Source organism: Priestia sp. BR_2 (assembly GCF_041954005.1).
Lineage (GTDB): Bacteria > Bacillota > Bacilli > Paenibacillales > Paenibacillaceae > Paenibacillus_AQ > Paenibacillus_AQ lautus_A.
Map to the genome: position 1 here is coordinate 41,356 of NZ_JAVFHM010000275.1, position 26,967 is coordinate 68,322.

General features: G+C 53.1%; 22 protein-coding genes and 1 other annotated feature. Of the genes, 1 reads left to right on the forward strand and 21 read right to left on the reverse strand.

Annotated features, from left to right (window positions below; translation table 11 throughout):
* The first annotated feature begins 82 nt into the window (after positions 1–82).
* A complete protein-coding gene (locus RB298_RS20910) occupies positions 83–307 on the forward strand; it encodes a hypothetical protein (protein ID WP_486048380.1) in 225 nt (74 codons plus the stop codon).
* 251 nt (positions 308–558) lie between these two features.
* Here the strand turns inward: RB298_RS20910 and RB298_RS20915 are convergent, their stop codons facing one another.
* The 21 genes from RB298_RS20915 to RB298_RS21015 form a co-directional block, all read right to left on the reverse strand.
* Positions 559–1,179, reverse strand: a complete 621-nt coding sequence (locus tag RB298_RS20915; protein WP_486048381.1) for an SRPBCC domain-containing protein — start codon at positions 1,177–1,179, stop codon at positions 559–561.
* A gap of 79 nt (positions 1,180–1,258) precedes the next feature.
* Positions 1,259–2,227, reverse strand: a complete 969-nt coding sequence (locus RB298_RS20920) for a helix-turn-helix transcriptional regulator (RefSeq protein ID WP_486048382.1) — start codon at positions 2,225–2,227, stop codon at positions 1,259–1,261.
* On the reverse strand, positions 2,211–2,396 hold the full coding sequence (locus tag RB298_RS20925) for a hypothetical protein (protein ID WP_145037067.1): 186 nt from the start codon (positions 2,394–2,396) through the stop codon (positions 2,211–2,213). The genes RB298_RS20920 and RB298_RS20925 overlap by 17 nt, the downstream gene beginning before the upstream one ends.
* 321 nt (positions 2,397–2,717) lie before the next feature.
* Complete coding sequence (locus RB298_RS20930) at positions 2,718–3,638, reverse strand: NAD(P)-dependent alcohol dehydrogenase (protein WP_486048384.1); 921 nt, start codon at positions 3,636–3,638, stop codon at positions 2,718–2,720.
* A 112-nt stretch (positions 3,639–3,750) separates the two neighbouring features.
* Positions 3,751–6,459, reverse strand: coding sequence for a winged helix-turn-helix domain-containing protein (locus RB298_RS20935; RefSeq protein WP_486048386.1), 2,709 nt, complete (start codon positions 6,457–6,459; stop codon positions 3,751–3,753).
* 419 nt (positions 6,460–6,878) lie between these two features.
* Positions 6,879–7,979, reverse strand: coding sequence for an NAD(P)H-dependent flavin oxidoreductase (locus RB298_RS20940; RefSeq protein WP_486048388.1), 1,101 nt, complete (start codon positions 7,977–7,979; stop codon positions 6,879–6,881).
* Between the two features lie 295 nt (positions 7,980–8,274).
* Positions 8,275–9,534 carry a tyrosine--tRNA ligase gene (gene tyrS / locus RB298_RS20945; protein ID WP_009591882.1) on the reverse strand — a complete coding sequence of 420 codons (1,260 nt, stop codon included), beginning with the start codon at positions 9,532–9,534 and terminating at the stop codon, positions 8,275–8,277.
* A 91-nt stretch (positions 9,535–9,625) separates the two neighbouring features.
* Positions 9,626–9,858 (reverse strand) — a binding site (T-box leader).
* A gap of 117 nt (positions 9,859–9,975) precedes the next feature.
* Positions 9,976–10,791, reverse strand: coding sequence for a tetracycline efflux ABC transporter Tet(58) subunit B (tetB(58), locus tag RB298_RS20950; RefSeq protein ID WP_486048390.1), 816 nt, complete (start codon positions 10,789–10,791; stop codon positions 9,976–9,978).
* Positions 10,788–11,819: a tetracycline efflux ABC transporter Tet(58) subunit A gene (tetA(58), locus tag RB298_RS20955; protein WP_486048392.1), complete on the reverse strand. Its 1,032-nt coding sequence runs from the start codon at positions 11,817–11,819 to the stop codon at positions 10,788–10,790. Before tetA(58) ends, tetB(58) begins: the two co-directional genes overlap by 4 nt.
* Before the next feature lie 308 nt (positions 11,820–12,127).
* A complete protein-coding gene (locus RB298_RS20960; RefSeq protein WP_096776185.1) occupies positions 12,128–13,075 on the reverse strand; it encodes an ArsR/SmtB family transcription factor in 948 nt (315 codons plus the stop codon).
* 246 nt (positions 13,076–13,321) lie between these two features.
* Positions 13,322–14,719: a family 43 glycosylhydrolase gene (locus RB298_RS20965; RefSeq protein ID WP_213579476.1), complete on the reverse strand. Its 1,398-nt coding sequence runs from the start codon at positions 14,717–14,719 to the stop codon at positions 13,322–13,324.
* An 87-nt stretch (positions 14,720–14,806) separates the two neighbouring features.
* The gene (locus RB298_RS20970; RefSeq protein WP_486048394.1) at positions 14,807–16,549 is read right to left on the reverse strand and encodes a glycoside hydrolase family 2 protein; all 1,743 of its coding nucleotides are present in this window, start codon (positions 16,547–16,549) and stop codon (positions 14,807–14,809) included.
* 33 nt (positions 16,550–16,582) lie between these two features.
* Positions 16,583–17,587, reverse strand: a complete 1,005-nt coding sequence (locus RB298_RS20975; protein WP_486048396.1) for an aldose epimerase family protein — start codon at positions 17,585–17,587, stop codon at positions 16,583–16,585.
* A gap of 12 nt (positions 17,588–17,599) precedes the next feature.
* Positions 17,600–19,378, reverse strand: a complete 1,779-nt coding sequence (locus RB298_RS20980; protein ID WP_486048398.1) for a glycoside hydrolase family 2 protein — start codon at positions 19,376–19,378, stop codon at positions 17,600–17,602.
* A gap of 51 nt (positions 19,379–19,429) precedes the next feature.
* On the reverse strand, positions 19,430–20,365 hold the full coding sequence (locus RB298_RS20985; RefSeq protein ID WP_277746693.1) for a carbohydrate ABC transporter permease: 936 nt from the start codon (positions 20,363–20,365) through the stop codon (positions 19,430–19,432).
* 15 nt (positions 20,366–20,380) lie between these two features.
* Positions 20,381–21,352, reverse strand: a complete 972-nt coding sequence (locus RB298_RS20990; RefSeq protein ID WP_090909282.1) for an ABC transporter permease — start codon at positions 21,350–21,352, stop codon at positions 20,381–20,383.
* Between the two features lie 29 nt (positions 21,353–21,381).
* Positions 21,382–23,115 carry a type 2 periplasmic-binding domain-containing protein gene (locus tag RB298_RS20995; protein WP_486048401.1) on the reverse strand — a complete coding sequence of 578 codons (1,734 nt, stop codon included), beginning with the start codon at positions 23,113–23,115 and terminating at the stop codon, positions 21,382–21,384.
* Positions 23,116–23,893: 778 nt separating this feature from the next.
* Entirely contained in the window at positions 23,894–24,847 is a 954-nt protein-coding gene (locus tag RB298_RS21000) for a glycoside hydrolase family 43 protein (RefSeq protein WP_192570918.1), read from the reverse strand.
* A gap of 318 nt (positions 24,848–25,165) precedes the next feature.
* On the reverse strand, positions 25,166–25,858 hold the full coding sequence (locus tag RB298_RS21005; protein WP_486048403.1) for a formylglycine-generating enzyme family protein: 693 nt from the start codon (positions 25,856–25,858) through the stop codon (positions 25,166–25,168).
* 24 nt (positions 25,859–25,882) lie between these two features.
* Positions 25,883–26,254, reverse strand: coding sequence for a DUF4180 domain-containing protein (locus RB298_RS21010; RefSeq protein ID WP_486048405.1), 372 nt, complete (start codon positions 26,252–26,254; stop codon positions 25,883–25,885).
* Entirely contained in the window at positions 26,254–26,916 is a 663-nt protein-coding gene (locus RB298_RS21015; protein ID WP_486048406.1) for a TetR/AcrR family transcriptional regulator, read from the reverse strand. The genes RB298_RS21010 and RB298_RS21015 overlap by 1 nt, the downstream gene beginning before the upstream one ends.
* Positions 26,917–26,967: the final 51 nt, after the last annotated feature.

A 26,967-nucleotide genomic window follows, 5' to 3' on the forward strand; every position in this document is an offset into this window, starting at 1 on the left:
TTGGTCCTTATCAAGTTGCAACAGTCACAAACAAGCCCGGACCTACAAACTCCGCTAGGTAAATGGTAGTGATGATGGGGGAATGCAACAGTTTTGCAGTTCTTGCGGATATTGCAGTTCTTCAGTCCTTGTAGTTCTTGAAGTTCTTGAAGTTCATGTAGTTCTTGCAGTTCTTGCAGTTCTTGCAGTTCTTGCAGTTCTTGCAGTTCTTGCAGTTCTTGCAGTTCTTGCAGTTCTTGCAGTTCTTGAAGTTCTTGAAGTTCATGTAGTTCATGCAGATATTGCAGACCAGAGAAATGAATATTAGTTACACTAAGTGGACACCAGATCCGTTATTTCGAAAAAAAACGCCACTTTATCCGAACTTCCGGACACAGGATCCGCTATTTACTCTAAACACCATGATTATCAGCCATTTTCTAAGCAATAGCGGATCTGGTGTCCTCATATAACCCAAAACTCGCCATTTAAGACCAAATAGCGGAACCTCGGTCCTCATCAAGTTGCAACGGTCACAAACGCAAGCCCGTACCTACAAAAATAGCGGAACCTCAGTCCTCAAACCTCACTACTTCTGCCCTCCACCTGATGCTGGATCTCAATCAGCGTCTCATCCCAAAAACGCCTCATGATCTCTCGCACATAAACGTCATCCAACATCTCCTGATGGATCGCGATGGTCGTGTTTCCCGTTTTCGTGGACAGCACATAAATTTGCAGCCGGGACGGGTTGTCCCACTCCTTACGTTTCCAGGTCAGGCGCAGCTTATGGTAAGGGACGACCACCGTAATTTTGCCGGACACGCCTTCCTTCGACTCATATTCCTGCCCGACCCGCAGCTCCAGAGAAGGAACAGCTCCGATCCATAATGACAGGCCCTCTGGAGACTTGAGGAAATCCCACAGGCTCTCCTTCGTCACGGCCATCGTTTTCCTGACACCGATCTGAACCCCGGCATCTTTCGTAACGCCGACAGGCACCCGGCCCATCAGCTGTTCGTACATCGTGGCGATCCATTCGCCCCACTCCCCGGATACCTGATGCTGCTCGACAATGTGGTTTCTGATCTGCTCATGGGACCAGAGCGGGTCCACTTCCTGCCCAAGGGCTACGACCCATGCTTCCCACGAACGTTCCGTTGCTTTTATCACTTCTTGTTTAAAAATGGAGCCAACCATCGCGCGCTCTCCTCCTGATACGATCTGATGGAGTTCATTATATAACACAAACACTGACAAAGAAGGTCAGTGTTTATCATCAGCTTTGATAATATTTGAATAACGACTCGGCAATATCGGCCAAACCTGATTTCAGCTCCTCGGGCCCGACGATGCGAATCTTACCGCCGAAGGATAGAAGATAGTAAGCAACTTGCGTATACAACGTAGACTCATCCAGTCTAAACACCGCCTCCTCCGCCGTACGTTCGACGAGCGCGTGGCCGAGCAGCCAATGCCCGCATAAATCGTCCAAAGCTTGGGGGATGCCTTGGATATGCACGGAAACCAAATGGGGATTGGATTCGGAGCCTTGCTCCATCAACAGGCTGTCCAATAAAAATTCACGCGGGGAAAATGTCGCCGGGCGGTCAAACACGACGTCGGTAGGCCGAATCTGGCCCATGCGGTCGACACGGAAGGAGCGAATTTCACCGCGCAGATGGCAATAGCCAACCGCATACCATTTGCTCTTCCAGTGAACGAGCCCATAGGGATCTAAGGTCCGTGTCTGCTTAACGCCATCATAGCCTGTTGTGTAATCGATCTCGAGACTGGTTTGCCGGTCGATCCCGGCTTCGATCTCATGCAGCATGGAGGTAAGCCCGGAGGCTGCAGGCGGATGGATGGCCTCGATACTGTTCTCCTGTTGCTCCAAACGCTTCAACTGCTCCGGATTCGTATATCGTTTGATTTTGGATATGGCCCGATTCAGCGGCTCTTCGGATGGATACCCCGCTTCCCGTGCGAATGCTGCTGCATGAAGAAGCGCTTTTTGCTCATCGGCATCAAAAAACAAGGGCTCCAGCTTGATATGATCCGGAATGGAGTACCCTCCGTCGCGTCCCATCTCCGAAATGACAGGCACTCCCGAAATGCATAGGGCATCGATATTCCGGTAAATCGTTCGGATGTGAACGCCCAGTTCCTCCGATAGCTGTTTTGCCGAAATTCTTTTGCGCGATTTCAGCAGCCAAAGAATTGCCAGCATATTATCCGCTTTGGACATCGTGTGCAGCCGTCCTTCCCTTGGAATTCCTTCGTTTGCCGTTTGTTCTATTATATCTCACTTCCTTAGAAGGTTTGGAGATATTCTTCCTGCTGCTGCGCTCTGACGTTGTCCAGCGCTCCCAATGAGAAAAGCCGACCCGCTGCAGGATCGGCCTGATTTTGTACATCGTGCACGCTACTCCCACGCCCACGGTACGCGGTCAGTGGCATGCTTGGATGGCTGTCGACTAGATGTAACGGAAAGATGATGCCCTGCTTCATCGGCTGTCATACTCATGTGCACCGTGAACGACAACTGTCCCTGCTTCATCTGCTGTCACACTCAGCACAGTGACGACTGTTCCTCATTCATCTGCTGTCACACTCAGCACCGTGGCGACTGTTCCTTATTCATCTGCTGTCACACTCATGCGCACCGTGAATAACGACGTTTCCTCATTCATCGGCTGTCATACTTCATGCGCATCGCGAAGTCAACTTTTCTTTCCTCAATGATCATGCCCCACCGTGATGACAACACTGCCCCTCTTACGCCCCGTATCCGCGTATCGGTGTGCCTCGGCGATTTGCTCCAATGCATACCTTCTATCGATGACCGGTTTGATCTTCCCTTCCCCAAGCAGATCCGTAAGCCGTCGCAAATCCTCCATCAGCACCTTGGCTACTCCCTGCCCTTCTACCGTTACATAACTCCCGCCCGCGGCAAGCAAATGCTTGCAACGGGATTTCGGCAGTTTGCCGACCGCGTCCAGAATGATGTCGTACCGATCCCCGCTTTTCGAAATATCCTCTTGGGTATAATCCACGACTTGATCGGCTCCGAGCGACTTCACCAGCTCTACATTCACGGTGCTGCAAACGCCGGTAACCACGGTTCCCGCATGTTTGGCAAGCTGTACGGCTAAATTCCCCACCGCGCCGGATGCACCATAGATCAGAACCTTGTGCCCCTGCCGGATGTTCGCTTTTCTAAAAAAATGCAGGGCCGTCGTCCCTCCGAAAAAGATCGCGGCCGCATCGTCATAAGTCACGTGCTCCGGCTTCATTACGATCATCCCGTCTTCGTGCATGCAGATGTACTGCGCATACGTGCCAAACCGCATTCCCCTGAATGCCAGAACCTGATCGCCGATCTTGAACCGTGTAACATCCTGGCCTACCGCTTCCACTTCCCCCGCCAGCTCCACCCCGAGAATCGGTTGTCTCGGCTTCCTCAGACCCAGCACCAATCGCATGGGAATTTTATACAATAGAGGACTGCGAAATCCCCGCACGCGGCAATCCCCCGAATTGACGGTAGTGGCATAAATTTTGATCCGAACTTCGTGATCCTTAGGAATAGGCTTCGCTACCTCCTGGAGCTGTAACACCTCCGGTGGTCCGTATGCGGTGCATACCATTGCTTTCATGGGTTTCCTCCAAACCTGCTTTTGCAATCAGTATATCTGCCGAGACGCACCGGGATATAGATACTTTAGTATGGTTTTCGAATAAAATACGGTATTCAAACCGGGCTGTCACCTACAGCAAGCCCAGCTCGCGCGCACGCGCAACAGCTTCGGTACGGCGGGTAGCCTGAAGTTTATCGAATATGATCCGGTTATGCCCTTTGACGGTACTAAGCGCAACAAAAAGCTTTTCGCTGATCTGACGATTGGAAAGTCCTTGGGCAATGAGACGCAGCACCTCCAATTCCCGTCGGCTTAGGGGCTCGATCAGAGACTCTGCAAGCTGAAGCTGGCTTGGAGAGGACTTGCCCGCGCTTTCCAGTCCTTCCATCTCAAAAGCATGCAGCAGCTTCTCCAGATAATCATGCATCGGTTGGGTTCCGGTTGCATCTCGTATCGGTTGGCTGGCAGATGCTGCTCTGAGCAGCTCCTGCATCGGCGGCCCTTCATCGATGAATAACCGGATAAAACCGCCGGGCTCGGCCTTCGCCACAGCCTTTGCGGCGATCCGGGCAGCTTTCAGCCTATCACCCTGGGCATGCAGAGCCAGGGCCAGCACGACCATGACCTTAAGCTGCTCGTCGGCCCATTCCTTAGCTTCCATCTGCGCCAGCAGGGGTTCCATGATCGCCTGAGCAGCCCCCGCCTGCCCTTTAGCCAACAAAACTCTAGCCTGGCTGAGAGGGAGCCCATGCTCCTGCGCCAGCTGGGAAGCTTCACTGAAATCTCCTTGTTGAAGCAGGACAAGCACCTGCGCTTCGGCAATGAAGGGTAGCTGACTCATGAACTGCTGCTGACGCCCGAGGCGATCCGCTTTAGCTAACATGGCGGCTGCTTCCCTCACTTCTCCTCGCGATAGCTTCAGCCTCGCGAGAAACACCTCGCAAGCCACGGCTCTGTCGGTTTGATCAAACTGCGCGGCTAATTGAAGGGCCTTCAGCCCATGCCGTTCAGCGGCATCAAGGTCATTCCACTCACGGCAGATTCGGGCCAGGCCCAAATGCGCTTCGCATGCTGCCGGCGGCGGAGGGTCACCCGCCAATTCCAGAACGCGTCGATAGGTCACGGCTGCTGCATATAATTGATTATCCGCTTCCTGAAGAAGTCCGAGTCCTAGCGTTGCCATCATGGCAATCATGAAATGTCCGATCTTCTGACTGATGGCAACGGCCTCCTCATAGGCCCGGCCTGCCGCGGCACGATCGCCCAGGAGCTGGTAAGCGTATCCCAGCGTCCACATCGAGGCCGTGCGGACAGGCAGATTATGCGGACTTAAATATTCCAAGGCCCGTCGCGACTCCGTCATGATGACTTCCGGCTGATGCTTGCTAACCGCAAGCGTCGCACGTATGGAGGCAATATGTCCTATGAGATCCCGGGTATTGCCGTTCTCCTCGGCTGGCAAATGAACCTCGGCGGCTTGAAGTTTGCGTTCGACGCGGTTCATTTGGCCGACCATCAGGAGAGCGGAGGCATGCATGACATTAAGCGCCGGCCTTGCGTCCAATTCTGCCTTCGGCAGGGAATCCAGCCAATCGAGCACGGGGTGGATCGCTCCACGGAAGACCAGGGGCATCCCCTCCCCTTCAATCAGACGCGCGGCGCGATCCATGTCCTGGGCAGCAGCCGCATGCTGGAAAGCCTCCAGCCAAAAATCATGACGATCATGCCAGTCGCTGGCACGCCGATGCAGTTCCGCCACGATCCTCTTCCCGTCTTCGGCATCCTTGCTTTTTCGGGATAGGCGTTGCCGCAATGCATCCGAGAACAAGTGATGATACCGGTACCAGCGCCTCTCGTTATCTAACGGAACGATGAACAGATTGGCACGTTCCAGGTACTCCAGGGTTTCTTGTCCGGAAACGGCCGCCATCGGGGAATCACCGTCTTCCCTCTGCAAAACGTATTCGCACAAGGAACCGCTGAGCCAGTCGAGAATGGAAGTGCGCAGCAAAAAATCCTGCACGCTCTCAGGCTGCTGCTGCAGCACTTCTTCAATCAAATAGTCCAGCACGTAGCGGTGGCTGCCGCTGAAGGATCGAATAAAGCCCGCAGCGTCTCGATGGCCCTGCAAGGACAGCGCCGCTAACTGCAGGCCGGCGATCCAGCCTTCCGTACGGGATGCAATAAGCGCTGCATCCTCCCCTGACAGGTCCAGCCCCATCACATGCCGCATGAATTCGGAGGTTTCAGTGGAGGTGAACCGCAAATCCGGTGTCCGTACTTCCGTCAGTTGGTTCCTTGCACGGAGCCGGGCCACGGGCAGATCGGGATCCTTGCGGCTGGCGATAACCACATGCATCTGTGGCGGCATGTGCTCAATGAGAAAGCCAAGGGCGCGGTCTATCGGTTTGGAATCAAGCACGTGGTAGTCATCAAGCACAAGGATGACACGGTCAAGCTTGGCTGTGATTTGATTCAGCATGGCCATAACGATGGCTTCGATTGGCAGAGGATGCGGAGACGGGGCGTGGAGTGTGCTCACCATCCTCTCTTCGATATCAACCCCGATGGTTTGCAGGGCAGCCAAGAGGTAAGCGAAAAATCTGGATGGCTCACGGTCCTCCTTTTCCAAGGACAGCCAGGCAACGGGCTGCGGACAGCCCCCGATCCATTGGCTGAGCAGCGTGGTTTTGCCGCTCCCGGCAGAGGCGGAAATCGTGGTCAGCTTCCGGTGCAGACGCAGCCCCTCGTTCAAACGTTCGATCAGTCTGGGACGAAGGACAGCCTGGGACCGTGGAGAAGGAATATATAATTTCGTGGACAAAATCGTCGTGGACATCATAACCCCCGTTATGCCGTCATTGCAGCAGTTTTCAACTTATTGTTTGCTATGTTTAAGTGTTCGACGGATGCAGGGTTTTCCCTCTTGTGCGCTACCTCCGCTCGCTGCAGTCGAACCGGAAGCATGATTGGAAGGGTTGCGCATACGATGAAAGATTTTATAATTAGAGCGCTTTAACAGGAGTCCGATTCAAAGGCGAGGTGATAGGCGTTAAGAGAGAACAACGCAATGCAGCGACTCCGACTGAACGGTTGAAGTATCGAAATTATTTATATTTATATGATGATCAAGCCATCCTTCAAGTTTGGCGGAGATACTTACGATTTCTGATAAAAGGCTGGCAGGCCACCCAAAGGTTCTTCCTTAGGCGGCCTGCTGCATAAATGAATTTCCTAAGTTTAGACGCATAACCTCTCTCAGCTCTCATCGTCGGAGTTGCGATATGGACAAATCAACAGCGCTTCTTGGATCGTCTCGGCTACGATATCTGCTGCGGATTGGCCCGAAGTGAGCCCTCTTGTGCCTTGCCCTGCCCATAAGGACATATATTCCGGATTGCTTTGGCGATTGGCGGCATTTCGTATGTCGCGGGTCACCGTATTCTGCGTAGGGAAAGGCAGCGGCTCTACGCCGCCTGCATCCCATTGCTTAATGAAGGCATTGCGGATGCCTCTCGCCGGCCGCCCCGAGAACGCTTTGGTAATGACCGTGCTCTCTTCCGTGCTGCGAAGCAGCGCTTGCTGGTAAACCTCATGCGCACCCGATTCGGCCGCCGTCAGAAAGCGCGTCCCCATCTGAACGGCTTGGGCGCCAAGAACAAGCGAGGCCACAAGTCCGCGTCCATCCATGACGCCCCCGGCGGCAATGACGGGAATCTTGACCCGGTCCACGATCTGCGGCACCAAAGCAAACGTTCCGATTTGGGCCCCCATCGGGTGCTCCGAAATATCAAACGTGCCCCGATGCCCCCCTGCTTCGCTGCCTTGGGCAACGACGGCGTCGCAACCTGCTTGCTCGGCCAGGATAGCTTCGCGCACCGTGGTTGCCATCGCAACCACAAGCAGTTTAGCTTCTTTCGCTTGCCGCATAAGGGGCTCATCCGGAATACCGAATGCCGTGCTGATAACGGGCACCTTCTCTTCGAGCAGAACCGCGAATTGCTGCTCAAACCAATCGGGCGTTGTTACGTGTTCCGACCCCGCATGGGGAATGCCAAGGTCGCCGCGCATCCGGTTTAACTCCTGTTGAACATCTTCGATTCGCTCCTGGCGATCCGAGGCCCGGGACGCAAAAAGGTTGACGGCAAAAGGTTGATCCGTCCGCTTGCGGATTTCCTGGATGCTATGGCGAATGGCGGCCGGCTCCATGTAAGCCGCACCCAGCGTACCGAGCCCGCCTGCGTTGGATACGGCGGCGACCAGCTCAACGGTTGTCGGCCCCCCGGCCATTCCAGCCAATATAAGCGGATAGCGGATGCCAAACCGTTCGCACAGCTCGGTCTGCAGTTGAATGTTCATGATATCATCTACCTCCTTTAACGCTACAGATATTATCCTATTAAAGGAGAGAAACTTTCAAATAAAAGAAAAACGACGATCGACGTACCCTCTCGAAGACAGACCGCATACAGCATTTTTTTTGGCGAGATCAGGAGAGTAAGCCTTCGAAGTTTTTTCTCATCTCTAATATAAAGGCCAACCAGAAGATTCTGGCTAACCTGATCATACGAAAGCCGCTAAGCACATGAAAGTGTTTAGCGGCTTTTGCGGGTGCGTTCGTCCGGGGAGACCTATTTCCCTGATGGTTACCCTTCTAGGACATTTTCACCAAACTGTAGTTTTTCTTGCCCTTGCGAATGATGATAAACCGGCCGCCAATCGCCTGGTCGGCTGTCACCTCGTGGCCCAAATCGCTGACGCGTTCGCCGTTCATCGAGATCGCGCCTTTGGTGATATCCTCGCGCGCTTGCCGCTTGGAAGGCTCGATGCCCAGATCCACGAGCCAGTCCACGATATTCTTCGTTTCCGGCGTTGCTTCGAACGTCGGCATCTCCTTGAAGCCCTGCTCGATCTCATCGGCCGTGAGCGATTTAATATCGCCGCTGAACAGAGCCGCCGTGATGCGCTTGGCCTGCTCCAGCATCTCCTCGCCGTGCACGAATCTCGTCATTTCCTCGGCCAGCGTTTTTTGCGCTTCGCGTTTATGCGGCTCGCTCTGCACCTTTTCGGCCAGCTCGTCAATTTGCTCCTTGGTCAGGAAGGTGAAGTATTTCAAGTATTTGACGACGTCGCGGTCGTCGGTGTTCGCCCAGAACTGGTAGAACTCGAACGGCGTCGTTTTGTTCGGGTCAAGCCAGATCGCGCCGCCGGCCGTTTTGCCGAACTTCGTGCCGTCGGCCTTCAGCATGAGCGGTATGGTCAGGCCGAAGGCTTTGGCTTCGGGTCCTTCCTTCTTCCGGATCAAATCCAGTCCGCTTGTAATGTTGCCCCATTGGTCCGATCCGCCGATTTGCAGCTGCACGTCCTCATGCTGGTACAGATGCAGGTAATCGACCGACTGCAGGATTTGGTATGAGAATTCCGTAAACGAAATCCCGCTGTCAAGCCGGCTCGCAACCACGTCCTTCGCCAGCATCGAGTTAATGCTGAAGTTCTTCCCGTAATCGCGCAGGAATTCGATAATGTTGATCTTATGCGTCCAGTCGTAGTTGTTGACCATGCGGATTTGATTGTCGCCCTCCGTCACGAAGAGCTTTTTCATTTGTCCGGTGAGCGCGTCCACGTTAGCTTGAACCTGCTCCAGCGTCTGGAGGGAGCGCTCGGTTTGACGTCCGCTTGGATCCCCGATGGTGCCGGTCGCGCCCCCGATCAGAATGACCGGACGATGGCCGGCAAGCTGGAAGCGTTTGAGCATGATGAAGGGAATCAGGTGACCGATATGCATGCTGTCGCCCGTAGGATCCACGCCGCAGTACAGCGAAATCGACTTTTCATTCGTAAGCTCCCGGAGGCCTTCGGCATCCGTCTGTTGGTTGATCGCATCGCGCCATTCCAGTTCGTCGATAATATTCACAGCGTTAACACTCCTTCAATACATAATTTTTCCTTATAACGAAACGCCCATCTGTTGAAAAAACAAAAAATCGCCCCTTGTCTGTTACAGACATAGGGACGATTCATAACCGTGTTACCACCCAGATTGCACGAATGGTCTGCAACGCTTGCCGCGCGCCATTCATGCCGCTCATTAGACGAGGTATCGTTCGCCGTTTCCGCTCGGCATTACCCGAGATACTCCAGAGTGTAATTCGCTGCGTTGGTATGTACCGGGTTCCATCTCCCCCCGGCTTTCTAGAACAGGGACCAAGCTGCTACTGGGCTCTTTCAACGTATGTCGCTTATAAGATTACAGACAGTATAGTGAATTAATAAATCGATGTCAACTCCGTTTTGGACGGACGTCCCGCTTACCCCGGCAGCATGGGTGAATACCGCCGGAGGTGTCCCCAGAATATTAGGTGCGGCGCATATATGCACGAACCGTGATCGGAGCAAAGATCGCCACGATGATCGCGGCGCCGACCAAGGATATCGTCAGATCCCAGCCCACGGTTCCGGAGTTCGTCAGATCCCGGACAGCCGTCACCAGATGCGATATCGGGTTGATGTTCACGAACCACTGCAGCCAGCCCGGCATCGTATCTACCGGCACGAAGGCGTTGGAGAGAAACGTGAGCGGAAACAGCACGATCATCGATATCCCCTGCACGCCGGAGGCGGATCTTGCAATCACGCCGAAGAACGCGAATATCCAGCTGATCGCCCATGAGCATACAATGACGATCAGCGCGGCAAGAGCAACGTAACCCAGGCCCCCGCCCGGGCGGTAACCCATGACGTATCCCATCGAAAAGGTAAGCACCGTTGCAATGGTATAACGAACGGTATCTGCCAGCAGGGCGCCTGCAAGCGGAGCAATTCGCGCAATCGGCAGCGACTTGAATCGGTCGAATACGCCTTTATCCATATCCTCGCGCAGCTGCACGCCCGTGACGACGGAGGTCGTAATCACGGTTTGAACGAGGATGCCGGGAATGATGACAGGCAAATAACTGGCCACGTCGCCGGAGATGGCGCCGCCAAAAATATAGGTGAACATCAGCGCGAAAATAATGGGCTGGAACGTAACGTCAAACAGCTGCTCGGGCGTGCGCCGGAGCTTCAGCAGACCCCGGTAGGCCATCGTCAACGAGTTTCGTACCGTCTGACCGAAACTCGTGCGGTTTTTAAGCCTGCGTTCCGTCCCCGATTTCATGATCGTGCTGCTCATACTCTTGTCACCTCTCTATCGTTGGATTCACTAGACGATGGGGCATCGTCTTCCTTCACGCCGTGGCCGGTGATCGTCAGGAACACCTCATCCAGGGTCGGCTTCTGCACGCTCATCTCGGACAAGCCGATGCCTGCCGTGCGCAGCTCGATCAACAGGTCTGTAACTAGACCCGCATTAGCCATCGGCGCCGTTATCTTTCCGGCTTCCGGCGATATGTTGGCATGAACGCCTAGCACCTGTTCCACGGTGTGGCGGGCGCGGCCCATATCCACTGCATCCTGGACGGTCAAGTGCAGCGAGGAAGTCCCTACCGACATCTTCAGTTCATCCGCCGTCCCCTCGGCCACGACCCGCCCGTAATCAATTACGGCGATCCGGTCTGCCAGTTGGTCCGCCTCCTCCAGATACTGCGTGGTCAGCAGCACCGTTGAGCCGGTCTTCACCAATCGGCGGATCGTATCCCACATCTGGGAACGCGTCCTTGGATCCAGCCCCGTCGTCGGTTCATCCAGGAAGATGAGCGGCGGCTGGGCAATGAGGCTTGCCGCCAGATCCAACCTTCTCCGCATGCCGCCGGAGAAATGTTTGAGCGGCCGTTTGGCGGCTTCCGACAACCCGAATTCCTCAAGCAGCTCACCCGCCTTTCGCCGTGCCTCCGTGCGTCCCAGCCCCAACAAGCGGGAGAAAATGATCAGATTCTCCGTAGCGCTGAGCGATTCATCCACCGAGGCGTACTGGCCGGTGACCCCGATCAACTGACGGACAATCTGCGATTCCGTCAGCACATCGTGCCCGAAGATTCGGGCCGAACCCGCATCCGGCTTTAGCAAGGTGGCCAGCATTCGGATGGTCGTCGTCTTGCCTGCGCCGTTCGGTCCCAACACGCCATAAATCGTACCGGCGCGCACGTTCAAATCCACGCCGTCCACGGCGCGGTTATCGCCAAACGTTTTGACCAGCCCGTAAGCCTCGACAGCCAAGTCGCCAGGGCTGTATTCCATGTTCCTTCTCTTTGCATGCTCCATTATGACTCCTCCTATTCGCTTAACAGATGATGTTTGGATCGTAACACCCCTACTTAAACGGAATGTAAACCGGGAGAAGAATAGGCTCGAAAAATAAACCTCCTACCATCAGAGTCGGGGATCGGCAGTACACAACGCCCCTGCAGTCCCTAAACAAAAAAAGTGACAGCGCAGAAAAAATCACTGCACTGCCACCACGGTATGTCTTATTTCAGAAAACGAAAACCCCCGTTGCCGAAATGCGTTACGGAAGGTTCTTGTACATCCACTGCAAAGCCTTCTTCAGCCACTAGTGAACGTAAAACCTTTTAAAGCTCTTCCTCATCCTGATCCATCGTATATTTCACCTGCATGATGATATTCTGTTCGTGATCGCCAAACTGGCGGCCGAACAGATTCAGCCCTCCCTGATTCACGGCATCGGGCTTGATGCCGATGCGCAGCCGCAGTTTGGGGCTTGCAGCAATATTCAGCTGATCCAAAGTAACGCTCGATATCTTCTCCATATCCAGCGTCGTTTTCTCATCATCCACGCGCCATATTTTCAGAAACCCGTATTGCGTTGCCCAATCGTACCACCAGTTCGGGTTCAGCTTGCCGCGGCGATCCCCGAAATCGCCGGGGCTTGTCCACATGCCGATCTCCACGCCATTGACCCACACCGAAATATTCGAAGGCCAGTTATGATCATAATTGGGGGCCTCTGAGCACATCTCCATGGACAGTTCCAGCGATTCGATTCGTGCTCCGGCCGGAATATCCATCGGCATCAAGTATTCCAGGTATCCCTTGCGAAGCCAGATGATCTGGGCATTCACGTGCTTGGGATGGTAAAAGCTCGCCGGCTCGTCTTCCTTGATGATGTACCCGTCCGCATTGGCCATTCCGCAGGTAGGCGCCACTTCGCAATCGCTGTAATGGCCGATCGGCATATCGACTTCATAGACATGCGTGACTCCCTTAGGAACCGAATTCTTCAAATTCAACGCAATATGGATATCATCATAATTCCGGCTGCACACCTTCATGGCCCCGCGCGAAGCCGGAAGCAATTCCGTATTGATTAACTCTGCCGCTTCCAGCACTTTGATGTTGCTCGCCACCGTCGAAACGGGAAGTTTGAGTTTCTCGGCGATTTCGATGATATTCAGGTTCTTGGAATTCAAGAGCCTCAGAATATCCACCCGAGAACGCGTTGACAAGGCATGAGCTACCGTGACCAGTCTTTCCGGGTCGTTAAAACCAAGTTCCAGCACAAATCCGCTCTCCTTTAAACATATTCATTACCTTTCATCTTATCTCTTAATGAAATGAAAAACAATCATGCTTGCAAGGGCTTACATCCGCGATTCCCCTGCATCTTGCCATCGTTCATAAGCCTGGATGCGGCGAAGAACACCAGTCCCTTCCTAGCCAGAAATGGCTTCCGGGAGAACCGGAAGCCATCCATGATCGAGCTTGCAGCACTTCATTTTTCGGTTGACTAAGCCATCCGCTGCGTCCTAATTCGCCGGCTTGATGTCGAAGAAGTCGATTTCTCCGTATCCTTCGCCTTTTGAAAAACGTATCGTGTTCACGCCGGCCTTTAACTGAACCCGCGCCGTGGACAAGCCCCAGTTCTCCCACCCTTTATTCGTAATATGGAATTTGTCGGCCGTTCCGGCATTCACGCTGAGCATAAGATGGGACCAATTCCCTCCGGCCGTTCCGTTCGCCGTGCGGGCCAGCAAAATGTAGTCGCCTGCGGACGGGGCATGCACCGAAAATTCCACGTAACTCTCCGGCGTATCGATATGCCCTGCTTTCATGCCTCCCGAGCCGTTAGGGCTTTGGGATGCATAGGCGACGCCGCCGAACGTTCCCTCCTCGCCTTCATATCGGGTGTGCGCCGCTTCGCCGGAAGGCAGCGCTATCGGAGCATTCGGATTCGCCGGCACGCCGAGGTTCGGCGTATGGTCGGCGTGCCATGTGAATTTCTGCGCTCGGACCTCACGGTTCCATCCCGCGTTGTTATATTTAGCGACATGGTATAGCATCCAGTCTTCCGTTCCGTCGGGTGACTTGGTAAACGAATGGTGGCCCGGGCCGTACAGCCCGTTGCCGGACTTGAATATAGGCTGGCTGCGCTTGGTCCATGAAGCCGGATTCAGCAAATCGCTGGTTGTGCTTGCCGTGATCAGGCCGAGGCAATAATCATTGGTCCAGCTTCCGCTTGCCGAGTACACCAGGCTGATGACGCCGCCGCGTACAATCACCTGGGGTCCTTCGTTTACATGCGGGGAATGATTCGTTTCCCAGCTGTGCGTAGGCCTCGCAATTTCGACGCGGCTTGAATCAATCGTCCAAGGGTTGCTCATATGGGCGATGTACAGATTCTGCCGCACATTGGTGTCCCCTTCCCAGCCGGACCAGATAAAATACAGCTGACCGTTAACCTGCAGCACCGTGCCGTCAATCGCCCATTTGTTTGTCGGGTCCGTTATCTGGCCTTTGTACTGCCAGGTTCCCTGCGTCGGGTCCGCCGACGTGTTCTCCATGACATACATGCGGTGGTTGACGTTATCCCCGTCATCCTTGGCATAGTAGATGTACCAGGCGCCATTGATGTAATGCAATTCGGGAGCCCAGATCCCGCAGCAGCCCGTTTCCACGACCCTCGTCGGAGCCGCGTCCAACGTGGTAAGCTGGGCGGACTTCCATATCGTCACGTTGCCTCCGGTCGTTTTCGTGAAGTAGTAAAAGCCGTCCGTGTGTTTATACACCCAAGGATCCGCTCCATCCTGCATGACCACGTTGTAAAAGTTGTTCTGAAGCGTGGCCGCATGCGTCGCCTGACCCATCGGAAGAATAAGAAATGCGCATATCGTGAGCAATAATTTATTCCGGTAATTCACCTTCATCCTTTCGTCACGTTCCTTTCGGATAATGTGCAATCATACACCAAACATGGTACAAGCCTACTTCAAGATACCGGTCATAATGAGCGCTTAATCCTCTATCGCGGCTTTGCGGGCGTTAATGCGGCGGATCACTTCAGGATCGAATTTCGATCGTCTGTCATAGGTGTACAATCCGTTCACTTCCTGCTCCACGTCGTACAATTGGGTATAACAGAACCCGAACATCATGGGATGGTCCAGCAGCACGTTCGTTAAGCCCGCATAACGCTCCAGAAACGCTTCCTCGGATGTCGGTCTGTCGCCGTAACCCCAAGACTTCTCGTCTTTCTGATCCGGATTCCACCAAATGCCGCCGTATTCGCTGATAAAATAAGGCTGGCCGCCATACTGCTGCCGATTCGGGAAACTGTTGTACACCTCTCCACCGTTCTTCATCGGCTCATATCGCTGCTTGAACGTTTCGGGATTTTGGTCATAATCGTGGATATCGAAAATATCGGTCACCACATGGAAGTTGCCGCTCGTATCAATCACGGGGCGCGTCGGGTCCATTTTCTTCGTGACCTCGTATACAATGCGCAGCACATCGTTGTTTTGCTTGGCGCCGTCCCGGTCCCACGTCTCGTTGAACGGGCACCAGCCGATGAGGGCCGGATGATTGAAATCGCGTTCCATGCCTTCGAGCCATTCCGGCAGGAAATGGGACAATCCCTCGGAAGTGGTAATGTCCAGCCCCCAATTCGCATGTTCCCCCCATACCAGATACCCTAACCGGTCCGCCCAATACAGAAAGCGCGGTTCGAATATCTTCTCGTGAAGCCTGGCGCCGTTAAAGCCCAGTCCCATGGAAATTTCGATGTCTTTGCGGAGATCCTCATCGCTTGGAGCCGTATAGACTCCATCCGGATAGAAGCCTTGGTCCAGCACAAGGCGCTGAAATACGGATTTGCCGTTGATGCGGAAAGCCATGCCGTCCAGCATGACGGTTCGGAGGCCGAAATATGATTGGACAGTATCGCTCGCCCGGCCATCTCCTTGCAATGATAATTCCAGATCGTACAGCCTGGCCTGACCCGTTTCCCACAAATGGACCTCCGACAGTGGAATGGTGAGTTTGACGGACGGCCCGGATACGACAGCACTTGCATTCCCTACCGCATTCCCCTCATACAAGGCGGATGCGGTCAGTTTATGGCCTGCTGCGTTCCCGTCGATTTTAATCTCGAGGTGGGCACAGCCATTATCCGGGTCACCCACCAGCTTCATGTCGGACATATAAGCCTGCGGCACTTGCTCCAGCCATACCGTTTGCCAAATCCCCGTCGTACGGGTGTAATCGCAGCCATGCGAATAGAAGCGTCCGCTTTGCTTTCCGCGCGGCTGGCGTCCGGAACGGACATCGTCTTCCGCGCAGACGGTAACGATATTCTCGCCCGGCTTCACATGCGATGTGATATCAAAACTGAAAGGCGTATATCCCCCGCGATGCGTTCCTACGGATACTCCGTTTACCCAGACTTCGGTTTCATAATCCACCGCCCCGAAGTGAAGCAGAATTCTGCCATTCCAATCCTTGGGGACCTCGAACTCCCGCTTATACCAGACCGCTGCCATGAAATCCTTATACTCAACGCCGGACAGCTTGCTTTCGGGACAGAATGGAACGGTGATCGTTCCGGACAGCTCATGTCCAGGTTCATGGAGTCCGCGCTCCTTCCCGCTCCGGCCATGGTCGATTTCGAATTGCCATGAACCGTTCAGATTGATCCATTGCGGCCTTACCCATTGCGGGCGAGGGTATTCGGGACGCGGTAGTGTTAATTGAGTCATGTCGAACTCCTTTTTATTATGTTTAATTGGGCTTTAGCCCCGGCTTTCCTTGACGTACAGCCGGCTGGTCTCTTCCCAGATTTCGTTCGGCTCGAGACTGAAGCACCCGATTTCTTCGGAAGGCATATCCATTTTGGGGGCATTGACCAGGTTGATCTGCGGCTCAGGGCAAAAGAATCCCTCGGTCGCTTGGTTGTTCCAGATCATCCATTGCTTGTAGGAAGTGCCCACGTCATAAACCAGAGTGACCTTCCCGGCCTCATCGGTAAGCTCCATCCGGTTCCTTCCGTTCTGGGGCACGGCGGTATAGTGATTGTCCATGCTTTCGAAGAACGGATAAACGCCTGCGCCTTGCATGGCCCGTTCATTCGCGGACAGTTCCTGATGGGAGCCAGTGGGAAGCATTCGCCCATCCAGCTCCCATCGCTTCCCGACGGTCAGCTTTAAGCGGTAATCCCGGGCGTCTCCCCCCTCGGCGAACGGCGCGTTAACGGATGTATGAAACGCCAGCAAACACGGCATGGCTTCCGTGCCCATATTGGTGATCAATACCCGCTGAGACAATCCCTGATCGCTTAAGCCGTAGCGAAGCTGAATGCGGAACCGGAACGGAAAGTGTTCGAATATCGGATGCTGTTCATCCACGCGGACGGACACGGTCACATAAGCTTCCTGCCCGGTATGCCCGTATTCGTCCACCTCCCATGGAATGTTGTACAGAAATCCATGCAGGTGATGTCCCGTCGCCTCTTCATTGACCGGAAGCTGAAGAATTTTGCCGTTCCACCGGAACACGCCATCTTGATACCGGTTCGGGGGAAACAACACCGGAATGCCGTGAATCATCGGCCTTGCTTTGAATGCCGGCATTTCCTCCGGCGTCGGCTCATGCAGAAACCGGTAGCCCTTTTCGATGTCCCGAAACGCTATCAAATTACCGCCGATATCCGGGAGCATGACCGCTTCATAAGCTCCTGCCCGCAGAAACACGGCTTTCTCGTTATGGTATACGCCTTCATAGGCATTCGTCCCGCCCATTTTATGTGCCTCCTATTGTCCCGTCATGATTTTGCGAATGGTTTCGAGCGGCGCCTTCGGCTTACGGTCATACGTAAGCAGGCCGTTGATTTCCTGCTCGACGTCCGTCAGCTGCGTGTAGCAGTATCCCTGGATCACCGGGGAAGAGAACATCGGATCCACCACCGCTTTGAGCCGGATCAGATAATCCTCCTCGTTCTCGGCTCCGGAATACCCCCAGCCCTCCCATTCGCTCTTCTTGAAGGCAATGCCGCCAAACTCCGATACGAGAATGGGTTGGCCGTCATAGGAAGCGCCGCCGACGAATATTCTTCGGTTCGCCGGCATGGCTTCCACCGCGGACGCGGCTGTTGCATACCGTTCTTCCAGCACTTCCTGGCGGCTCTCATAATCGTGAATGGTGACCAAGTCCGTGGTCATATGCTCCCATCCGTCGTTATATACAACCGGTCTGCTATCGTCTAACGACTTCGTTAGATGGTACATGGCGAGCCCATGCTGCTGCTGGCGCTTATCCATCTGCACATTGGGAACACCCCAGCTTTCATTCAGCGGGACCCAGGTGATGATGCAGGGATGGTTATAATCCCGCTCGATGATCTCCTGCCATTCCGCCGTGAAACGGCGAACATACGACTCGGAATATTCGTAAGCGTTGGCCGCCTCGCTCCATAACAGCAGGCCGAGCTTGTCGCACCAGTACAGGAATCTGGGGTCCTCCGTTTTCTGATGCTTTCTCACGCCGTTGAATCCCATTTCCTTCGCCAGCTCCACGTCGCGCTTCAAAGCCTCATCCGACGGCGCCGTCAGGATTCCCTCGGGAAAATAACCTTGATCCAGCACCAGCCGCTGGAAATACGGGCGATTATTCAGGCACAGTTTGCCGTTCTCGATCGATACCTTCCGCATCCCGAAATAGCTGGATACCTGGTCAACGACGTCTCCATCCTGAACAAGGCGGAATTCGATGGTATATAAATTCGGATGCTCCGGGCTCCACAGGCGTCCCAGGCCATGGTCCGTAAAATCGCTGAGGCCGATGGTCCGCAGCTGCTCCGCGCTGCGAATGGCATATTGATCTTCGGCAACACACTCGCCCTGATAGGATACGGTGATCTGCAGCTTGAGATCCTCCGTCGCCTTGTAGCCTTCAAGGAAGGTCCGGATGCGAATTTCGTTGCGGTCGATATCGGGCGTCATCATCGTTTTGCCCAAGTGTACCGGGGATACCGGCTCCAACCACACGCTTTGCCAGATGCCGGTCGTACGGGTGTAGAAGATGCTTGCCGAATGCTCAAGCCAGTATTGTTTGCCTCGCGGCAGGGTGACGTCGCGGCTGAAATCTTCCGCCCGCAGCACGAGCGTGTTGCTTCCTTTCACGAGCGAAGCCGTAATGTCGGCCTGGAATGGCGTATGCCCGCCTTCATGCATGGCTACCAAGTGCCCGTTTACCCATACTTTGGCCAAATAATCCACGGCGCCGAAATGAAGCACGATCCTCTTTCCGTTCCAGTCCTGCGGAATTTCGAACGTTCTGCGGTACCACACGATATCATGAAAGGAAGGGTCGTCGATGCCGCTCAGCTTGCTTTGAAACGTAAAGGGAACGTTGATCTTCCTCGTAAAGGAAGCCTGCGCTTCCGCATGATACCACCCTGCATCCTCGCCGATGGCTTCATCGTCAAAACTGAAATCCCATTCTCCATTGAGGGTTAACCACTCTTGGCGCTGAAACTGGGGCCTCGGATATTCGCTGCGAACCGTTTGTGCCTTGCTAACTTCTGTCGTCAAGATGCTGCTCACTCCTAATTATTCAGTCTCTCTATCTGCTTGTTTGAACGCCTAGCCTTTGATCGAACCGACATAAACGCCTTTCACGAAATACTTTTGCAGGAACGGATACACCAACAATATAGGCACCGTCGAAACCACGATCGCGCAATATTTAACCAGTTCCCGGAACGCGGTCGAGCTCTGGGCGCTGTTAATGACGACACCGCCCGCGCTGCCGATCGTGGTGGCCGTTGAATCGTTGGCGACCAGGATTTCCTTCATTAACAGCTGTAACGGGAACAATTCCCTATCCTTCAGCAGGACCATCGCGTTAAACCAGGAGTTCCAATTGCCGACCAAATAGTACAGGAAGATTACGGCCAGCGTCGCCTTCGACAGCGGCAGGATCACCGTGATCAGGATGTTGGCCTGGCTTGCGCCGTCGATTAGTGCCGCTTCTTCCAACTCTCTCGGAATCGATTGGAATCCGGTCCTTAGAATGATGATGTTCCATGTGCTTAAAGCGGTCGGCAGAATCATGGCCCACAAATTGTTGTATAAGCCGATGTCCTTCATTAACAGGAACCAGGGAATCAGCCCTCCGCCAAAGAACATCGTGATTGTAATCATGACCATGATGTAATTCTTGAAATACAAGTCCCGCCTGGACAGCACGTAAGCGCCCAATATCGTCATGACCATATTGACCAAGGTGCCCAGTCCAACGTAAATGATCGTATTCATATATCCCCTGAGCAGGCTGTTGTCCTTAAAGACCAGCTTGTAACCGTCGAGCGTGAATCCCAGCGGTTTGAACAATACCCCTCGATGAGCCACCAAAGCGCCGGGATCGCTGACGGAGGCGAACAAGATATGCAATATGGGATAAAAGCACACCAACGTTAAAGCGGTTAACAGCGTATAGTTCGTAAAGTCGAATACGCGGTCCCCGATGCTTTTATGCTTCCTGCTTCGTTTCACTTTGAGTTGCTTGATTTCCTCCATAACCTTCCCTCTCTCTTACCATAAGCTGGATTCAGATCTGCGCTTCACGATGGTATTCGTCATCCATAACAGCCCGAAATTGACGATGGAGCTTACTAAGCCGACGGCAGTGGAATAACTCAGGCTCGCTTCCCTCAAGCCCCTTCGGTAAACATAGGAAGCGATGACATCCGCCGTATCGTAGATCAAAGGATTGTAGAGCAGGATGATTTTCTCGTAGCCGGAAGCCATCAATCCGCCGATCGCAAAGATAAACAGTATGATGATGACCGGGCTGATCTGAGGCAGCGTAATGTACCACATTTTTTTCACCCTGCCGACCCCGTCGATATCGGCCGCTTCATATAACGAAGGATCGATGGAGCTCATCGCAGCCAGGTAAATGATGCTGTCCCAGCCGATGCTCTGCCAGATTCCGGAAAAGGTATAAATCGGCCGGAACAAATTGGAGTATCCGAGAAGGGACGAATAGTCTTTTCCCGTTATGAAGGAAAGCAGCTGCGTAACGACTCCCTCATTGGACGTAAAGATGTGAATGATCCCGCACACGACCACCAGTGAAATAAAATGCGGCATGTACGTGATGGTTTGCACGGTCCGCTTGAACTTGGAAGAACGGACTTCATTCAGCAGCAAGGCCAGGATGATCGGTGCCGTAAATCCAAAGACGATTCCCCATACATTCAGCAGGAGCGTATTCTTGACGACCCTCCAAAAATAGGGTCCTGAGAAAAAATCGATGAAATGCTTGAAGCCCACCCAATCGCTGTCCGCGAAGCCCAGCAAAGGCTTGAAATCCTTGAATGCGATCATGACGCCCCACATCGGCCCGTAGCAGAAGATCAAGAACCACGCCACGACGGGAAGGGCCATCAGATAAACGAACCAGTTCTTTTTCAGGTCCTTCTGAATCAAGCGCTTGGTGTTCTTAGGCTCCGAGGGTGTCCGGACATGGTCTATTCCCCTGTTTTTTCGTAAAATCTCCATGAATCAACCACCTGTTCTTATTATGAAAACTATCGTTGGTTATACCGATCCAAGGCTGCCTGATGGAGACTCAAAAATTCGTCCAGCCCCATGCTTTGCGCTTCCTTCAAAAATTTATCGTAAGCATCGACCGGCAATTCGCCCATGATGATCTTCGCGAAATATTCTCCGCGCAGCGTGGACAACTGGTTCCCAAGCTCGGCTTCGCGCGAGGCCTCTTCTTTCGTAAACGTGATCGGCGGCATCGCCATGCTGGTGTCCATGTTCTCCGTCCAGTCCTGGCGAATATCTCCGGAATAGCTGCCTTTCGCCGTGATCAACGGATTGGCATTGTGCTCGTCGCGGATATTCGGCCAACTATGCCAGCGGTATTTCCAAAGCGTGACGTCTACCGGCTGACCGTCCGGATCATTGTACATATAACTGTTTTCCGGATAATAAGGCATTCCTTGCTCATCCACCAAGTGCACGGTGCCGTACTCCCCGAAGTTGATCAGCTCCCAGCCTTTCTTGGAATAGTTGAAATCCAGCCATGCCATAGCGGCTTCGACATTTTTGCTCTGGGTAGTGATGGCTGCACTGGTTCCGGTTCTTTTGAAGTTTTTGTAGGTGGTCGCGGATTTGTCTCCTTCATTCAGAACCGGATTCAGCGCCCCCACGAAATCAATGTCGTTCTGCACTTTCCAATAGCTCCACATCGTATCCGGGGAATCCATCATCACGGCCGTATCATCGGAAATCGCGCTGGCCATCCGTTGATTGAAATCGGCGGTAGCCCAGTCCCGATTCAGCAGGCCTTCCTTGTTCCACTTCTGCATCGTTGCGAGATATTCCTTGGCTTTCGGCTGTGCAGGCCCCCAAGCAGCCTTGCCGTTCTCGTCCACGAAGGTCCAATCCCAGACGCCATATGCGCCATTAATAATGCCGGTAAAAATTTGGCCGTACGTCGAGCCGTAATTCAGCGGCGCCTTATATCCGACTTCTTTGCTTTTTTTCAGGAACTCATACCATTCGTCTATCGTGTTCGGGACTGGAAGTCCCGTCTTATCCAGCGCCTCCTGCTTGATCAGCATGCCGAACCAGGTCCATTCGGAATACGGCGCGATGCCGTAGAAGCCCAGCAGCCTGCCGTCGTCGGTCACGGTCGTTTTTCTTCTCGTTTCGTCAGAGTTGCGCCATGCCGTATAATTCGGAGCGTGCTTTTCCATCAGGTCGGTGAGATCGAGGTAAGCGCCATCGTTGACCCCTGCTTCGAAGCCTCCCGGATAACGGCCCGGGTCAATAATGATGTCCGGCAGCTCGCCGGAGGAGATCATCAAGGTAAATGCATCGGCTTCCTGTCCGACCGGCGGCGTAATGAAGTTTACTTTGATGCCGGTGAGCTTCTCCACCTGCTTCTGAACCAAGTGATTATTCATATCCGGGATGTTGGAGTTGGCAGGCATCCAAACATCCAGCACCACATCGCCCTTGACCGGATATGCGGAATAATCGTTTGGAATGACTTCGTCAAATACATCTCCGAGGTATGTATCATTCAGCGTGCCGTTGACCTCATCGACTTGCTCCTGCGTCGGTGCTTTATTTCCGCGTATATCGCCGCTGATATCCTCGAACGTCACCTCATTCTTCTCTACTTCTTCCTCTTGGGTTACGGTGTTGTCAGGCTTGTCATTTGCCTTGCCGCTGCAAGCGGTTACCGTCGAAATAATCAGGATGGATATGAATAACAAAGTGAAAAAACGCTTCATCGTTCCGTTCATGCTTAACCTCCCATGATATGAATAATTGCGAGCACCCCGCCGCTGCGCTCTAGAGGATCCATATGCCGTCGTTATTCAGGGGGCGTCCGGTTTTAAGGCTTTTATCTGTCTTTTTTAATCCTTCGAAGCTAGTGTCTCCTTGTGTCAAGGCATCTTCATGTCTTTGAAAGCCTTTGTCTCTTCTAATTGGCAAAATCCCGTTTCTGCTCCATCAGCTTCGCTTCATGTTCAACGCTTCATGTCTTTTCAGGCTGATGCATGACAAGGGTCATTCGCGGTCTAAGCACCTCCGCCCTGACACGATCCTCTTCATCATGGCCATTGGATATGGCTCCCCTTTCACATGTGAAATTGATGAAACTGACAGCTGTTGCACATCCATTTAATACAATTATTCTGTATCTTTAACCGAAGTATAAGCATACACCCCCATTCTGTCAACGCTTTCATACACAATTTTCGTAACTAAATTTGTGAATTATCCAAAAAAATATTTTGATAATGAGAATAACGGGAATAATGAGATGCACAAAACTCCTTTTGAATTAAGGAGTTTTCATGAAATTCCGTTATTTTCATATATTTTCGCGGTTCTCGTCATACAAGTGCATCTCTTCGTAATAAACCCCCATTCATTACAGATATATTGTAATAAATGGGGGTTTATATAGATCAAATACTATAGTTATTCGCTTACACCAGCCTGGTTACCACTCGCTCTCAACCATGTTTACACTGCGATCCCTTGCATGTTCGGGAGGTTGTGAATCCGCATACATTATTCTCCGGACGGTTTGGCCAAGGCATCCGACTCGCCGGCCGGCACGCCGAAATCCGGAGTTCCATCCGGCTTCCAGCCGAATTTCTGGATGCGGGTCGACCGCAAGGCCGTCTCGACGCCAGGCGCGGGCAGCGCATGGTAAACGATCCAATCCTCCTTGCCATCCGGCGATTGCGTGAAGCTATTGTGACCGGTCGCGTACACTCCGTTTTCCACGCTTTTGCAAAATACGGGCTGCATCGATTTGGTCCAGGATTCCGGATCCATCGGATCCCCGTTTTCTTCCATCGTGAGCATGCCCAGCGAATAATCCTCCGACCAAGTGGTGCTGGCCGAGTACACCATAAAGATGCGGCCGTTCCGCCGAAGAATGACAGGTCCTTCGTTAATCGCCATTCCGCCTTGTTTTTCCCAGGACAGGGTCGGAGCCGTGAGCAATACATGGTCCCCCGTCAATGTCCAAGGGTTCGACATGCGCATGATGTAGATCGCGGACCCGTAATCCGGGAAATGGCCATATCCGGCATACAGGAAATAATGCTGGTTGCCTGCGGTCATGACCGTGCCGTCCAAGCCGGGGACGGGGGTCGGCAGCGCGCCTTTCCAAGCCCATTGTCCCTCCATCGGATCAGCCTCGGCGTTCTCCAGCACGCATATTTGGCGGGACTCATCCCCTCCTCCGTCATTCGCCGTGAAATAGATGTACCATTTGTTGTCCAAACGATGAATTTCCGGCGCCCATAGGTTATGGCTGTACCTTCCCCCGGGTTCCGGAGTCCAGATCGTTTTCTTCCGTCCTTCCGCAAGGCCGGTTAAGGTTGCGGATTGCGTCAGTTCCAGATGATCGCGTTTCGTCGACATAAAGTAATAATAGCCGTCCGTATGCTTCCATACCCAAGGATCGGCTGCCTGCTCTACGATCGGATTGTTGAATGTTGGTCCATTCACCATCTTCGAATCCCCCTTATCCCTAGACATTCCTGGTTTTGATCAACACTGCGGCAATTCAACCCTTGACTCCTTGAGCTCCCCACACCTCCCGCAAAAAGTTAAACCCAATCTTACTGATGTCTTCCAGCCTTGTCTATACGCAAATTTACGAGATTTATCGCGTTAGATTATGTGACATCGGGAAGTGGGAGAACTATGAACGGGGAGCATCTAAGTTTCTATAGCCATCTTGGAAACAGTCGCGGTATTTCGATGTGTTTGATTGGAAATTCAGGAGGTGCTGCACAATCAAAAAAGCTGACCCTAACGGAATCAGCTTTATCTTTTTCTTGATATCGATCTCGCCAAACGAAACCCGAGATCCTCAATCCGAAACGTCGGGTGGCTGCGGCGGCGACATGTCGCTCCGCAGCCTCTGGCTTCTTCGGCCCAGCTCCCTCCGCGGAATACTCTGTAGGAGCCGTATACGTTCGGATCGTAAAGATCCCAGCACCACTCCCATACGTTTCCGAGCATATCGTAAAGCCCCCATGCATTCGGCCGCTTTTTGCCCACCTCATGCAGGACGCCTCCGGAATTCCCTCCATACCAAGCGATGTCGTCAAGCTCTCCGTAACGGTAGCCGAGACTCCCGGCTTTGCAAGCGTATTGCCATTCCGCTTCCGTGGGAAGGCGGTATCCGTCCGCCTCTTTGTCACAAACGACGGATTCACCGTCATCCGTTACCGAATAACATTCGTTCAGGCCTTCGCGCCGAGATAACATATTACAAAAGAGAATCGCTTCATGCCATGATATATTCACGGCTGGGGACTCCAACAAATCATCGCATCCGGATGTCTTTGGCATGATTGAGAAATACAACGTCTTCGTTACAGGGACCGATGCAAGCTGAAATGCAGGCACTTCCACCGTCCACGAGGACTTTATACGGTCGTCCCTTAATTGAACTACGCCTGCTGGAATGTTCACCATCGAAACCCCTTTTGGATCAAACCCAGATACCGGCAACGATCTTCCTCCCGTATTCGCTACTTAGTTATTCCATTTGCTTAAACGTTCGATCCCCTGCTGTTCACTGGGCAAGAAAAAGAAATCATGGCCCTTATTGCATTCGTAAATAAAATCTTGAAGGCTTTGGCTTGGATAAACCGAGAAGTCTCCAATGATCGCAATTTTCACCTGATAATTGATAAACTTCTGGAGAATGTCGCCTGCAAGCCGCGTCTTCAAATCGAAGAAAGACTCGCTTATCAACGATTGATCCATCACAATGCGGCGGCTGCCCGTTTCATATTGGACGGTGGCCACGAGATCCAGGGCCGACTGGACATCCTTAATCAATACCTCGCTGCCGCTTACGACGGCGATCGTTCCTCCATCGGTTTCAACCTTCGCGATATTCATCAAACTCCTCCTCTATTGATAAGTCTTCTTACATAATCCTCACATATGTACCGGTTATCCTCGTCCTTGTCGGGCGGAACCTTCGCTACTCTAAAGAAGCTCAGGCCAATAACCATCGCCATCAGGCCATAGGCGGCACTGTTGGAATCTTCAACCGACATCTGCCCCGTCCGGTTACCGTATTCCATTATCTTGGAGATGCCTTGGAGATCGCGCTCGTAGCTCTTGGATGCAACTTCCTGCAAATGACGGTCCAGCATGGCCTTTGAAAAAAACTGCACAAAGAGCTTGCCTTGATCCTCATAGGGGATAAACATCTTATCGACTCCGTCAAGCTGCGAAACATTCAGCTTCTGATCCGTGTCCTCGCTGTACGGAGGGAGTATATGTTGCAGGACAACCTCCATCATTTCCTCCGCTGACATGGCAGGCTCAATGCCTGATTCGATCTTTAGCCCATAGTAGGCCAGGAACGACTTGAAGGCTTCGGTCGTCAAATGATCCTTATTCTTGAAATAATAAGTGACCACTCCCTTGGAGCAGTTCGCATACTCGGCAACCTTATCCAGCGTCATCCCTTCAATTCCATGCAAGCTGATGCAGGTTAACGTGGCGTTAATGACGTCTGCCCTGCGCTTTTGTTCCATTCCCAATTTGGGCATCGCTTCTCACCTGACATCTTGATTTTATTTATACTGAACAGTCGGAATAAA